The 13262-nt window shown below is 41.7% G+C and carries 12 protein-coding genes; 3 read left to right on the top strand and 9 right to left on the bottom strand.

Annotated elements, in window-relative coordinates:
• Positions 1–58 precede the first annotated feature (58 nt).
• Positions 59–1699, top strand: coding sequence for an apolipoprotein N-acyltransferase (lnt, locus tag OQX61_RS04930; RefSeq protein ID WP_265840565.1), 1641 nt, complete (start codon positions 59–61; stop codon positions 1697–1699).
• 91 nt (positions 1700–1790) lie between these two features.
• Here lnt and OQX61_RS04925 read toward each other — a convergent pair whose 3' ends face one another.
• Both OQX61_RS04925 and OQX61_RS04920 read right to left on the bottom strand, forming a co-directional pair.
• The gene (locus OQX61_RS04925) at positions 1791–3431 is read right to left on the bottom strand and encodes an NAD+ synthase (protein WP_265840564.1); all 1641 of its coding nucleotides are present in this window, start codon (positions 3429–3431) and stop codon (positions 1791–1793) included.
• A 33-nt stretch (positions 3432–3464) separates the two neighbouring features.
• Complete coding sequence (locus OQX61_RS04920; protein ID WP_265840563.1) at positions 3465–4136, bottom strand: porin family protein; 672 nt, start codon at positions 4134–4136, stop codon at positions 3465–3467.
• A gap of 146 nt (positions 4137–4282) precedes the next feature.
• Between OQX61_RS04920 and gldB the strand changes: the two genes are divergently transcribed.
• A complete protein-coding gene (gene gldB, locus OQX61_RS04915) occupies positions 4283–5263 on the top strand; it encodes a gliding motility lipoprotein GldB (protein ID WP_265840562.1) in 981 nt (326 codons plus the stop codon).
• A gap of 28 nt (positions 5264–5291) precedes the next feature.
• Positions 5292–6095, top strand: a complete 804-nt coding sequence (locus OQX61_RS04910) for a patatin-like phospholipase family protein (RefSeq protein WP_265840561.1) — start codon at positions 5292–5294, stop codon at positions 6093–6095.
• A 3-nt stretch (positions 6096–6098) separates the two neighbouring features.
• On the opposite strand, the gene OQX61_RS04905 is transcribed toward OQX61_RS04910, so the two are convergent.
• The 7 genes from OQX61_RS04905 to OQX61_RS04875 all read right to left on the bottom strand — a co-directional run bounded on the left by OQX61_RS04905 (position 6099) and on the right by OQX61_RS04875 (position 13255).
• Complete coding sequence (locus OQX61_RS04905) at positions 6099–6815, bottom strand: 2-phosphosulfolactate phosphatase (RefSeq protein WP_265840560.1); 717 nt, start codon at positions 6813–6815, stop codon at positions 6099–6101.
• 56 nt (positions 6816–6871) lie between these two features.
• Positions 6872–7951 carry a glycine cleavage system aminomethyltransferase GcvT gene (gene gcvT / locus OQX61_RS04900; protein ID WP_265840559.1) on the bottom strand — a complete coding sequence of 360 codons (1080 nt, stop codon included), beginning with the start codon at positions 7949–7951 and terminating at the stop codon, positions 6872–6874.
• Between the two features lie 208 nt (positions 7952–8159).
• Positions 8160–9362, bottom strand: a complete 1203-nt coding sequence (locus OQX61_RS04895) for a glycosyltransferase (RefSeq protein ID WP_265840558.1) — start codon at positions 9360–9362, stop codon at positions 8160–8162.
• An 18-nt stretch (positions 9363–9380) separates the two neighbouring features.
• The gene (locus tag OQX61_RS04890; protein ID WP_265840557.1) at positions 9381–9992 is read right to left on the bottom strand and encodes a ribonuclease HII; all 612 of its coding nucleotides are present in this window, start codon (positions 9990–9992) and stop codon (positions 9381–9383) included.
• 80 nt (positions 9993–10072) lie between these two features.
• Entirely contained in the window at positions 10073–11164 is a 1092-nt protein-coding gene (locus tag OQX61_RS04885) for an ABC transporter permease (RefSeq protein WP_265840556.1), read from the bottom strand.
• On the bottom strand, positions 11164–12300 hold the full coding sequence (locus OQX61_RS04880) for a glycosyltransferase (RefSeq protein ID WP_265840555.1): 1137 nt from the start codon (positions 12298–12300) through the stop codon (positions 11164–11166). The genes OQX61_RS04885 and OQX61_RS04880 overlap by 1 nt, the downstream gene beginning before the upstream one ends.
• Positions 12278–13255 carry a lysylphosphatidylglycerol synthase domain-containing protein gene (locus OQX61_RS04875; protein WP_265840554.1) on the bottom strand — a complete coding sequence of 326 codons (978 nt, stop codon included), beginning with the start codon at positions 13253–13255 and terminating at the stop codon, positions 12278–12280. Before OQX61_RS04875 ends, OQX61_RS04880 begins: the two co-directional genes overlap by 23 nt.
• Between the last annotated feature and the right edge of the window lie 7 nt (positions 13256–13262).

The raw sequence follows: 13262 nt of genomic DNA, 5'->3' as shown, positions 1-13262 counted from the left end.
AAATAAAAGCTGCCGGCACCCACCGGCAGCTTCTTTACAACTCCCCCATTAAATCCCAATGAATTCAAAAAACATTACGCTCCTTGCCTTGCTTAGCGCATTTTTAATGTGGCTGGCCTGGCCGCCTATTCCATTTACCACGCCACTTTTATTGGTTGGTCTGGTGCCGCTACTGATCGCCATTGCGAAAATCCGCAACAGCAGTACTGATGGTACCGGTAGCAAAGCAAAAAAAGGAAAACAAGTATTTTTAACTGCGGGACTTACCTTCCTGATTTGGAATACCGCCTGTATTTATTGGGTCTACAACGCCGTTAGTGCTTATAACAGTCCATTTGTAGCCTTCCTGATTTCACTGATTCCTTTTGGTCTGGGCGCTTTACTGATGACGTTTGCTTTCTGGCTGTATTACCGTTTAAGCCAATACACCAGTAAATGGGTCGCTTATACCGGATTAATCAGTTTCTGGATCGCTATGGAATACCTGCAGCAAACCTGGGATCTGGCCTTTCCATGGATGACCCTTGGAAACGGTTTTGCCGCTAGTCACCAGTTGGTGCAATGGTATGAATTTACCGGAGTTTATGGCGGTTCTTTGTGGATTCTGCTAAGTAACATCCTTGCTTTTGAAGCTTATCAGGCCTGGAAAACTCAGAAAGGATCCCTTAAATTCAAACCGGTAATGGTATTGGCAGCGGTGATTATAATCCCTATGGCGGCATCATTGATCAGGTATTCGACTTATAAAGAGAAGCCTATGCCGGTAAATGTGGTGGTAGTTCAGCCGAATATCGACCCTTATCTAAAACTGGATGGCATTTCTCCACAAGAGCAGTTGCGCGTACTTACCCACCTTTCTGACTCTGTAGCACAGGTGAACACTGAATATTTCATCTGGCCGGAAACTGCGATTCCTAATTATAGCGATGAAGAAAGGATCCGAAGCAATCCGGATTACATCCAGCTTCAGGACTTTATTTCGAAGTATAAAAACGGCACATTGATCACCGGAATTGAAAGTATTAAGGTGTATCATGATAAACAAACGATCAGCTCAAAGCTGGACCCTAACAGTGGTTTATATTTCGACAATTTCAATGCAGCGATGCAGGTAGAAAACTCTGCCAATGTGCAGTTCTACCATAAATCGAAACTAGTACCAGGCGTAGAAAAAATGCCTTTTCCTAAAACGCTGGCTTTCCTTACCCCTGTTTTTGCAGAATTAGGTGGCACTGTTGGTGGCTGGGGATGGCAGGATAATCCGGGTGTATTCTATGCACAAAGCGGTGTGGGCGTTGCTCCCGTCATTTGTTATGAATCTTTATGGGGAGACTGGGTAGGGAAATCCGTTAAAGATGGTGCTCAGTTCATCGCTATCATCACCAATGACGGCTGGTGGGGAAACACCTCAGGAAAGGATCAACACCTCTTATACGCGAAATTACGCGCGATTGAAACGAGACGCTGGGTAGTCCGTTCTGCGAACACCGGAATCTCTGGTTTTATTGATCAGAAAGGAAACATTATCAAACAGAGTAAATGGTGGACTCGTACTGCCTTAAAAGCAGACATCAACCTGAACAGCGAGCTGACTTTCTATGTAGCAAACGGCGACCTGATTGCAAAACTGTTTGCTTTGATTGCGGTACTACTGGCATTGATTATTCCTTACCGGAAATGGGTAAAAAAAACAGTTTAAAAGCCTTCAATCATCATGCATAAAAAAGCGCCTGAATCCACAAAATGATCAGGCGCTTTTCTTTTGAAAGTATTTTCAGAACTACTCTTTGCTAAGAAAGGTATTTCCCTACAATCGGCATCCTTCTGCCCATTCCAAATGCTTTAGGCGACACCCTTAATATCGGTGGCGTTTGGTAACGTTTAAATTCTGCGTTGTTAACCATTTTCAGAATCCTTTTCACCAAAGCCTCGTCATAGCCCTGTGCGATAATTGCAGCAGAACTTTGTTTCAGCTCGATGTACTGGAAAAGTATTTTATCAAGGATATCGTAATCAGGCAGGGAATCCGAATCTTTTTGTCCGGGTCTCAGCTCTGCCGATGGCGGTTTAACGATTGAATTCTCCGGAATCACAATTCCGTCTTTATTGATGTAATTTGCTAACTGGTAAACCTGAATTTTGTACACATCGCCGATCACGCCGATTGCGCCACACATATCTCCGTATAAAGTGCCATACCCTACGGCACATTCACTTTTATTGGACGTATTCAATAAGATATAGCCAAATTTATTAGACATGGCCATCAGAATAATCCCTCTGGACCTCGCCTGAATATTCTCTTCTGTCAGGTTAAAAGGCAACCCTTGAAAAGCTGGTGCCATCATCTGATCAAAAGCATCCGCTGCTGCTGCAATGGGAATTATCTCATGCTTGCAACCGATATTTTTCACCAGGTCTATCGCATCATCAATAGAATGGTCGGAAGAATATTTTGAAGGCATCAGCACCGCCATCACATTCTCCGGTCCGAGCGCCCTGCAAGCTAAAGCACAGACAATCGCGGAATCAATTCCGCCTGAAAGTCCCAATACCGCTTTACTGAACCCTGATTTATCGAAATAATCTTTAATACCTAATACCAAAGCCTCATAAATCTGCTCAATATCAGGCGCGGCTTCATGTACAATCGGTTCATGACCTTTGAAATGGCCATCTTCCAGTTCATAAATTTTCAGCTCCTCCTTAAAATAAGGCATTTCATCAACCAGTTTTCCTTTCTTATCAAATACCATCGAACCACCATCGAAAATGATCTCTGTCTGCGCACCAATCTGGTTTACATAAAGTAATGGCAATTTGTATTTTTTAGCATTATCCGACAATACCACTACCCTTTCATCATCATGACAGTAAGAAAAAGGCGATGCGGCGATATTGATCATCAAATCTGGCTTCTGACGAATCAGCTCATCCATTGGCGAAGAAACGTATAAAGGATTGTTATTGATGTTCCATAAATCTTCACAAATAGTCAGTGCAATCTTTTGTCCTTTGAAACGGATACATTCGAAATGACTGGCCGGCTCAAAGTACCGGTATTCATCAAACACATCATAAGTAGGCAGCAAAGCCTTTTTTACAATATTTTTGATGCGACCATCTTCAATAAAATAGGCTGCATTGTAAAGGTCCTTTCCCGCCAGGATGTCGTTTTTTACCGGTAGCCCGATGATGCAGGCGATACCATGACATTTGGTTGCAATTTCCGCTGCTGCCTTTTCACACAATTCAATAAACTCATCAAACTCCAAAAAATCCCTTGCAGGGTAACCACAAACGGCCAGTTCTGCAAAGACTACCAGGTCGGCTCCTTTTGCTTTTGCCTGTTCGATATTTTCAATGATCTTTTTCGTGTTGTATTCAAAGTTCCCAATATGGTAATTGAGTTGTGCCAGTGCGATATTCATGTGTCTATACTTAAAAATCTAATTCGTAATTCCTTAAAAGAAAACGCCTACATTAAGGCCTACATAATGGTTTTTAGCTCTGCGATCGCCATCCTTTACAATATTGGTTAAGCCGTTATTGAAAGTTAAGCCGATGGCTAAACTGGTACGATCGTCCAGATCATACTCTCCGCCTGCGGCAACCACCATCCCTGCACGATAAAATCTGGTATAGTCAGAAATGTTTCTATCATTCTCCACTTTCTTCCCTGCCAGTTGTGCATTTTGTTTGGCGCCGATATTAAAATCGTTGGAAATACCGAATTGTCCGTACCACCTTAGGGGACCGATTTTATTGGTTTTTAGCTTGATCGTTAGTGGAATTTCGATATACTGTAACCTGTATCTTAAATCATAGGCAGCAGTACCGCCATCCGCAGGATTAAAATAAGGTCTTGCGTTTACCTCTGTGCTCTTACCATTAATAGTGGTGATCGTCAGTCCGGTAGCAAAGGAGTAATTCTCTGCGAAATTAAAATCTCCTAATAATCCATAAGAGAATCCCAGGGCAAGACCTTCAGATTTTCCAACTTCTGGTTTCACCCATCCTAAAGTAGGGTGTGCGGTTAAGCCTAATCTGAATCCATAATATGGAGATCCGCCATGCTGTGCGAAGAGTTGTCCTGTTAAAAGAAGTAAGAATAAAGTAAGGTATGTGTTTTTCATTATTATATCATTTATTTTTCAATGGTGATGAAGCTATCATCAGCTTATTCATTACAATTTGCCAATTTTCCTCCGGGATGTATATATATTTGCTAATAATGATATATAACGTAAAACCCAGCCAAATCTATCTATTTTTTCTCTCTATGCTTGCTTTTTTTTCATGTAAGCAGGCCAGTAAGCCCGATGTGAGCGACATCAAGCTGGATATAAAAGTGGAACGTTTCGATCAGGACCTGTATCAGGGGAAGTCAAAAGACCTGCAACAGACAGATAAAATGTTGCAAAAAAAGTACGGTGCTTTTTACCGGGATTACGTCCACAGAATGGTTGGCGACCCCGGTTACAGCAGTCCGGAAATTCTGACTACCCTCTATAAAGAACAGGCCTACACCGACCTGAATAAAGAAGCCGACAGTGTTTTCAAAAACATGGCCAATATTGAAAAAGACCTGACGCAAACCTTTAAATATGTAAAACATTACTATCCGGATGCACGGATTCCAAAGATGATTTCTTTTGTATCCGGATTTGCGGTACAAACACCTATCGGGGATGATTATATCGGGATCGGATTAGACATGTTTCTTGGCAAAAACAGCAAGTTTTATGGGGCTATCGTACAAAGCGTCCCTACTTATCTTTCCCGTCGTTTCAGTCCGGAGTATGTAGTGCCACGGGTAACGGAAACTTATGCGCGTGAAGATCTATTTCCCGCCAGAGATGAAGACCGTACTTTACTGTCGAAAATGATTCAGAATGGGAAAATTTTGTACTTTATGGATCAGGTATTGCCAGATGCCGTACCGGATTCCGTCAAGATTGGTTACACAAAACCACAAATAGATTGGTGTAAAACCTATGAAGTTGACATCTGGGCCTATTTATTGCAGAACAATTTGTTGTTCGAGACCGATTATCAAAAGATTCAGGTGTTTTTAGGGGAAGGCCCTTTTACTCCGGGATTAGGAGATAAGCAGGAATCAGCACCGAAATTAGGCGTCTGGATGGGTTGGCAAATGGTGAGAAAATATATGGAGGAGAATAAAGAAGTTACGCTTCAACAGCTGATGGCAGAAAAAGATCCTCAAAAAATATTGAACTTATCAAAATATAAACCTAAATAGCAGTAGTAATTGGGATAAAGAAAAAAGTATGGTTAAAGTAGGAATAGTATTATCAGGTGGAGGGATCAGAGGCATCGCTCATCTGGGTGTATTAAAAGCTTTAAAAAATGCAGGGATAAAGTTTAGCCACATCAGTGGAACCAGTGCAGGTTCCATTGCAGGTGCATTTTTTGCTTCGGGAATAGATCCGGAGTCCGGGTTGGATATCTTTATTAAAGCAAAACTATTCCGTTTTATCCGACCAGCATTGGGTTCCCTCGGACTGATCAATATTGAGCATGTGGAGGAGTTGTTACAAGAACACCTTCCGGTAGACCGTATGGAAAACCTGAACATTCCACTGACCATTGCCGCAACCAATTTTAGTGAAGGAAAGCTGGTTTATTTCACAGAAGGACCATTAATCAGGGCAGTACTCGCTTCCAGTTGTATTCCTGGGATTTTCAGACCGATCTTAATTGAAAACCAGATGTACGTAGATGGCGGAATTTTGAACAACTTCCCGATTGAGCCTTTAATGAGCAACTGCGACTATATTATCGGTTCTTCCTGTAATCATTTAAATAAAGTGGATACCATCACCAATATCTCTACACTCATGAAAAGAGCAGGTGTGATGTCGATAAATAAGGATACAGAGCAGAAATCAGCATTTTGCAATGCGATTATAGAGCCTACAGGCATGGGAGATATCAGCACTTTTGATATGAAAAAGGCAGAAACCATTTATTGGCTGGCTTATGAGCAGACCTTAAAAACCATTAAGACCAATGAAAGTTTGCAGGAACTGATTCTTAATTTTAAGCAGGATGCTTTCGTGCAAGAGCCCTAAAATCTAAGCCTCCAGTGCAACCAGCTTATCCCCGGTTAACACAGGAATGGCAGTACAGATATTGAGCTGAAGACAGAATTTTACATCTTCTTCAATGTTAAGTTCAGCTAACCTATGGCTGTGCGAAGATTTATGAAGGTAGCTTCTCAAATCATCTTTTGCCAGATCATACAAATCTTCTGCGGCAACACAAGAATCGTCAAAATGCGTAAAATCTTTACGCAATTCGCGCACTACAGCACCGGCAAACAGGGTATCTTCCAGATTGAATTTATCCTTCCAGCCTGCACAAAGCAACAGCACACCTTTATCTTGTACGCGAAGCCAGTTACAAAGCGCTTCCAGGTTTAAAAATGACCCGATGACCACCTGATGCGCCCTTTTTCTGGCCAGGTGTAATGCTTTGGTCCCATTGGTTGTGGTGAGTACTATTGTTTTCCCATTCACTTTTTCATGGGAATAAGAAAATGGAGAATTGCCGAAGTCATAGCCTTCAACCACTTCTCCATTTCGCTCTGCAGCCAATAGAAAACCTTCATTTGCGTAATTCAGACAATCTTCTACCTGTGCAACAGGGATGATTGCGCTGGCACCATTGTCAATTCCATAGACCATTGAAGAGGTCGCTCTCAGCACATCAATAACCACCACTATACGGTCTTCTATTGAATAAAGATCTAATAATGCCGGCGTTAAACAAACTTCTATACTTTTCTGCATGGGTAATGGAATGGAGGTGTCGCTAAGTGATCGTGTTTTCTATTGCTCTTTTGATATTATTTAGTGAAAGGGAATTTTACCACTTTCGCTTTAATTTTATTGTTACGGATATTGATAAAGATCTCAGTACCTTCTTTAGCCAAAGCTTTGTCGATATAACCCATACCGATTGCTTTTTGTAAAGATGGTGCCTGTGTACCTGAAGTTACTCTTCCGGTTACATTTCCTTCTGCATCTACAATCTCATAATCATGACGGGGAATACCTCTGTCGATCATTTCAAAACCGATCAGTTTGCGGGCAACACCAGCTTCTTTCTGTGCTTGTAAAGCCTCAGAATTGGTGAATTTTTTGCTGAATTTAGTAATCCATCCTAATCCTGCTTCAATTGGAGAAGTGGTATCATCGATGTCATTTCCGTATAAACAGAAACCCATTTCTAAACGCAAAGTATCACGTGCACCTAAACCAATTGGCTTAATACCGAATGGCGCGCCAGCTTCGAAAATAGCATCCCAGATTACATCTGCATTTGCATTGTCGAAATAGATCTCAAAACCACCGGCACCAGTGTAACCTGTAGCAGAAATGATCACATTGTCAACACCTGCAAAAGTTCCTTTTACGAAGTTGTAGTACTCCATAGAAGCAAGATCTACCTCTGTTAAGCTCTGCAATGCTTCTGCTGCTTTAGGGCCTTGAATCGCTAAAAGAGAAGTCTGGTCAGAGATATTGTGCATTTCTACACCTTTATCATTGAATTTCTGAATCCAGTTCCAGTCTTTCTCAATGTTGGAAGCATTCACTACTAACATATAAGTAGTTTCATCCATTCTGTAAACCAATAAATCGTCTACAATACCACCATCTTCATTCGGCAGACAAGAATACTGTACTTTACCGTCATATAATTTTGAAGCATCATTGCTGGTTACTCTCTGAATCAGATCCAGTGCATTTTCACCTTTTACGATGAATTCACCCATGTGACTTACGTCAAAAACGCCCACAGATCCTCTTACGGTCGCGTGTTCTGCATTGATACCTTCATACTGAACTGGCATATTGTAACCTGCGAAAGGTACCATTTTGGCACCTAATGAAATGTGTTTTTCTGTTAATGCGGTATTTTTCATTAGAATAATTTTGTTTTTTAACGGTTATGAAGTGGCAAAAAAAATGGCCTTTCCATTGGAATAATTTTATTATATGGTGATGGAATTTACCTTAAAAAGGCGGATTCTATCCGTATTGTTATCTTGCTGACTTGTTATCGTTTTTGGTTGCTTTACACACATCATTCCCCTTTAACCGGCCAAAAACGTGGGCAAAAGTACATAAAAATTAAACAGTAAGTAATTTTTGGTAGATATTCAGCATTCTTTCAGCGATGATTTTGACATCATGGTCTCTTTCCACAGTTTTCCTTGCGTTTTCCCCAATTTCCTTCCATTTTTTAGGATTGGTGATACATTGCAGGATTGCCCGGTAAAACTCATCCGCGGTATCCGCGATGAGAATATCTTTTCCATGTTCGCAGCGAATACCCTCGGCAGCCATACTGGTAGCGATGATACATTTACTCATGGCCATCCCTTCAATAATTTTCACGCGCATCCCACTTCCTGACAACAAGGGTACAATCATGATGGCTTTAGAATTGATAAATTCTACGGCATCAAAGACCTCCCCTTCTACCACGAGGTTATCGGAATCGTATTCAAAAAACTGTTTTGGCATATTTTTACCGGCGATATAAAAGCGGAGTTCGGAATTTAGCTTCTCAATATCGGGCCAGATTTCATCCAGAAACCATTCCAGTCCTTCTCTATTGGGGCGCCAGTCCATTGCACCCAAATGAAACAGGGTGGGGAAACTCGTTTTCGAAGGATCTGTTACATACTTTTCAAAGTCCAGTGCTACCGGAAAAACTTCCAGTGCTGTTGCCGAACCGAATCTTAAAATACTTTGCCGGTCTTGCTCAGAGATCGCGAAAACCTGATGAAAACGATTGATCTGTTCTGTTTCATAAACTTTCAAACGACGGGCAAGAAATTGAAGGTAACTTCTCCTTGGCGTAAATTTTTCTGTCATCGCGATGCGCTCCCAGACATCAAACTCAATATTATGGGCGCGGTAAATCACTTTCGCCTTGCTGTGTTCTTTGACTACATCCAGGTAAGGCACCACAAATAGTCCTTCAAACTGGATGATATCAAAATCATTTTCCTTCAATACCTCAGCTAGTAAACGGGCGGCATCCTCATCATAATAACGGGAAACATTATAAGATTGATTGGAAAAAATATTGAGTAAAGCCCCATAGACATTCACCCCCGTATCCAGGTCAACTGAATAAAATTTGATCTTTCCGAATAAAGGATCATCGATATCTTCTACATCTACCCGATATTTCTTAGGGTTGATACTAAACAAAGTGATCTCTACCCCCAAATTCAACAATCCTTTGATGGTATTGTAAACCACGATCGGATAGCCACTATTTGGCGGAAAGGGTATTCGGTTGGTGAGTATGAGTGTTTTCAAAGTATGTGAAAATACTAATTATCCTTCGCTTTCGGAAAACAGTGCCAGCTGAGGTCTTGAAATATTGAATGTTTTTCGATGATATGGTGATAAGCCGTGTGCTAAAGCGGCATTACGATGCACAATGGTAGGATATCCTTTATTTTGTTTCCATTGATAAACCGGATATTCTTTCGCAATTTTCTCCATATACGCATCCCGATGTGTTTTCGCAAGGATCGAAGCGGCTGCAATGTTCAGGTATTTGCCGTCCCCTTTTACGATACAGGCATGCGGGATTTCCGGATAAGTTTTAAAGCGGTTACCATCAATCACCAGATACTCCGGTTGTACAACTAACTTTTCTATCGCCCTGTGCATGGCTAAAAAAGAAGCATTTAAGATATTGATCTTATCGATTTCCACATGGTCCACTTCAGCTACTGCCCAGGCAATCGCTTCCTTTTCGATGATGATCCTTAACGCTTCACGCTGTTTATGGTTCAGTTTTTTAGAGTCGTTCAGTTCACCGGCAGGAAAATCTTTCGGCAAAATCACGGCCGCGGCAAATACAGGGCCTGCAAGACAGCCTCTACCTGCTTCATCGCAGCCGGCTTCCACTAATTCGTTCTGGTAACAGTTTAACAGCATCCTACAAAGTTAATAAATTAAAGCCCTTCCGCCATTCGAAATCACCTTCCTTTTACCCGCGCAAAACCTGCGCTTCAGGATTAAACAGAAATATTCTGAGATTTCACATCGAAAGCATCCCTCAGACCGATGGCCAGCAGATTAAAAGCATATACAGTGATCATAATGGCCAAACCAGGCAAAATAGCGAGGTATGCGGCATCCATAATGATGTAACCATAATGTTCCTTGATCATACCTCCCCAGCTGGGCATGGGCGGCTGTGCGCCAAATCCAAGAAAGCTCAATCCGGATTCCAATAAAATTGCGGCGGCAAAATTTGCAGAGGCCAGAACCAGAATCGGTCCGGCAATATTGGGCAACATATGCTTGATGATAATGCGTGGCGTGGAATAACCGAGTGCCTTTGCGGCTTCCACAAATTCTACATGTTTCATGGCCATCACCTGCCCTCTTACCAATCTGGACACATCGACCCAGGTGGATAAGCCAACGGCGATAAATATCTGCCAGAAACCTTTACCTAGTGCAAAAGAAATGGCAATCACCAGTAACAAGGAAGGCAGCGACCAGATCACATTCATGAACCAGCTAATGGATGCGTCGGTTTTTCCGCCAAAATAACCGGCTAAAGCCCCTAAACTAATCCCGATAAAAAGAGAAATGAGTACTGCCATGAGGCCTACAGATAACGAAACGCGAACGCCAATCATCAGCCTGCTCAGCAAATCCCGGCCATAGATATCTGTGCCGAGCCAAAAAGTCTGGCTGTACCGGTTTTTACCTTCCAGCAAAGGGTAAACAGACTCTTCTGCCTGTTCGTCATCCCCGATATATTCAGAGGCATAGACCTTATTTCCCGATTCCCGATAAGAAGTAACCGGAATACTTTTATAATCCGACTCTTGTCCGGATAGCATCTTTTCCAGGAAACTTACCTTTTTAACATCCGGGTTTCTGCTGATGATCAGAAAGTCAAAGCTCCGGCCAGGTTTTTTATTGCTCAGTTGCAAGTGCATGGTATTGGCAAAAGGCGTTTGATCTGGTGTGATCAGGTAGCCTAATATCCCGATCAGCATCAGGAACAAAATAAACAATAGTCCGGAGAAAGCCAGTTTGTTCTGCTTAAACCGCTTCCATACCTCCTTCGACGGGCTACTGTTGTTTTCCATTATTTAACCATTCTGCCTTTCCAATTGTATTTTCCTGAGTTCCCTGCTACCCCAATATACACGATATAAAGGATATGCATCAAATTGAGTACCGGCAATAACACCAACAACTCTCTTCTTTTTGCGAAACCAGTGACCTGATATAAAAATATAAATTCTACCAGAATTTTGATCAGCAACTGTGCTAAAGCCAGTTTGAAATAGAATCCAATGAATAAGCCAATCGCGATATTTAATAAGATGCTCACATTGAACAACCAGATGGCAACCCCGAGCACGATAATCGCCTTATTTTTATAGCGTGTACTTTTCGAGGCCCAACGTTTTCTTTGCTGAATAAATTCGCCAAGCGTCGCCTTTGCATGCGTATAAACCACCGCATCCTCATGTTTTAAGAACCCAATGTTGTTATCATAACGAGCCGCCATTTTATGTAACAGCAGTTCATCATCACCTGAAGCCAGATCATCGATCCCTTTGAAACCACCAACCTCATAGAAAGCTGCTTTTTCATAAGCCAGATTGGCACCGTTGCAGGTAGAAGGTTTTTTATTGCCAATGGTAGAAGCGCCCAAACCGATCAGGTATAGAAACTCCAGGGCCTGTGCGCGTTCAAAGAAGCTCTTCTCTTCAAAATAAGCCACGGGCGAGGAAATCATTTTATAGTCTTTCTCTTCATAAAAACCAATAATCGTTTTCAACCAGTCCTTACCCATTCTGCAATCGGCATCTGTAGTAATGATCAGGTCGCCGGTAGATTGGCCAATGGCCGTCTGAATGGCTTTTTTCTTATAAGAATTGAGTGCACGATCTTCATTTAAGCGAATCAGCTTTACGCCTTTTGAAGCATACGATTCAATGATTTCGGCGGTATTATCGGTAGAATGATCGTCGATAAATATAATTTCTGTGAGCGTCTTATCGTAAGACTGCGCGCAAAGATCGTCCAGGGTTTTACTAATGTTTTCCGCTTCATTACGGGCGGCCACCAAAATGGAGACCTTAGTCTTAAAAGCGGGCTTTTCAGGCTGATAATAGCTCAGTTTATGCCAGCCTCTGATGAAGGCAAAAACTACGAACACATATAAGACCGTTAAAATAGAAGTGATATAACTAGCTACGCTGTGAATTTCCAAAAAAGTTAAGTTTAAATACGAAATAAGTGCCTAATATAGCAGGAATAATAATATTTATCAGCCAGATACTGGCCGTACAGGCGATCACTGCGACTTCCTGATCTGTAATCGAGCTAAAGAAATAAGAAGCCGTTGCGGTCCTCACTCCAATATCAAATAAATCTAAAGAGGGAAGTGTAGACTGCACAAAGAACAGAATACTCACCATCATCAGAATTTCCATGTAATGAAGATTAGGGATCAGCCAGAAAAACAGGATGAAATACTGTGTACTAAAAACCAGGTACCTTAAAAAACAAAGGGAAAGAATTTTCAGCAGTTCTTTCTTTTGATACCTCGCCAGGATGCTATAAAACTTTTTATATTTTCGGGTGAACTTCATGGAAAGCAAAAGTCCATTCAGCCATTTGATGTTAAAATAAAATATCAGGAAGAACAAGCAAAAGATTAATGCAAAGAAGACCAATGCATAAAACAGCAAGGGATCTATTTTCACAAAGCGATATACGAAAACACAGAATGCGATGGCGCCGAATACATTGGTGAGCACCATTTGTCCGATGTTACCAACCGCCATGGCCACTACGCCAATCACCCTTCTTTTGGGCGACAGGAAAAACACCCGTCCACCATATTCGCCGATCCTGTTGGGGGTAAATACCGCCCAGGTTAAGCCGCAAAACACGGATGCTACAGCCTTCCAGAGGCTAATCCGTTCTACGCTGGAAATCAACCTCTGCCATTTTACGGCTTCCAGTCCCCAGTTCACCAACATCAGAAACAAGACAAATCCCATTACAGAGACAATTTCCCATTGTGGAAGTTTACTAAGCAGGTTTTTGAAATCCTGGAGGTTCTTGTTCTCCGTTAGTTTGCTATACACAAACCAAAATGCGAAAAGAACAATTCCGGCTTTAAGAATATAAGAAACTATTTTTTTGTACTGTGATGTCAACTTTTTT

The sequence above is a fragment of the Pedobacter sp. PLR genome, from assembly GCF_026239675.1.
Lineage (GTDB): Bacteria > Bacteroidota > Bacteroidia > Sphingobacteriales > Sphingobacteriaceae > Pedobacter.
This window is presented reverse-complemented; position numbering and strand designations above follow the sequence as displayed.

What these genes read in the sequence shown, in the direction of transcription:
- lnt (WP_265840565.1), top strand. Translation starts at nt 59, where the DNA reads ATGAATTCAAAAAACATTACGCTCCTTGCCTTGCTTAGCGCATTTTTA.
- OQX61_RS04925 (WP_265840564.1), bottom strand. Translation starts at nt 3,431, where the DNA reads ATGAATATCGCACTGGCACAACTCAATTACCATATTGGGAACTTTGAA.
- OQX61_RS04920 (WP_265840563.1), bottom strand. Translation starts at nt 4,136, where the DNA reads ATGAAAAACACATACCTTACTTTATTCTTACTTCTTTTAACAGGACAA.
- gldB (WP_265840562.1), top strand. Translation starts at nt 4,283, where the DNA reads ATGCTTGCTTTTTTTTCATGTAAGCAGGCCAGTAAGCCCGATGTGAGC.
- OQX61_RS04910 (WP_265840561.1), top strand. Translation starts at nt 5,292, where the DNA reads ATGGTTAAAGTAGGAATAGTATTATCAGGTGGAGGGATCAGAGGCATC.
- OQX61_RS04905 (WP_265840560.1), bottom strand. Translation starts at nt 6,815, where the DNA reads ATGCAGAAAAGTATAGAAGTTTGTTTAACGCCGGCATTATTAGATCTT.
- gcvT (WP_265840559.1), bottom strand. Translation starts at nt 7,951, where the DNA reads ATGAAAAATACCGCATTAACAGAAAAACACATTTCATTAGGTGCCAAA.
- OQX61_RS04890 (WP_265840557.1), bottom strand. Translation starts at nt 9,992, where the DNA reads ATGCTGTTAAACTGTTACCAGAACGAATTAGTGGAAGCCGGCTGCGAT.
- OQX61_RS04885 (WP_265840556.1), bottom strand. Translation starts at nt 11,164, where the DNA reads ATGGAAAACAACAGTAGCCCGTCGAAGGAGGTATGGAAGCGGTTTAAG.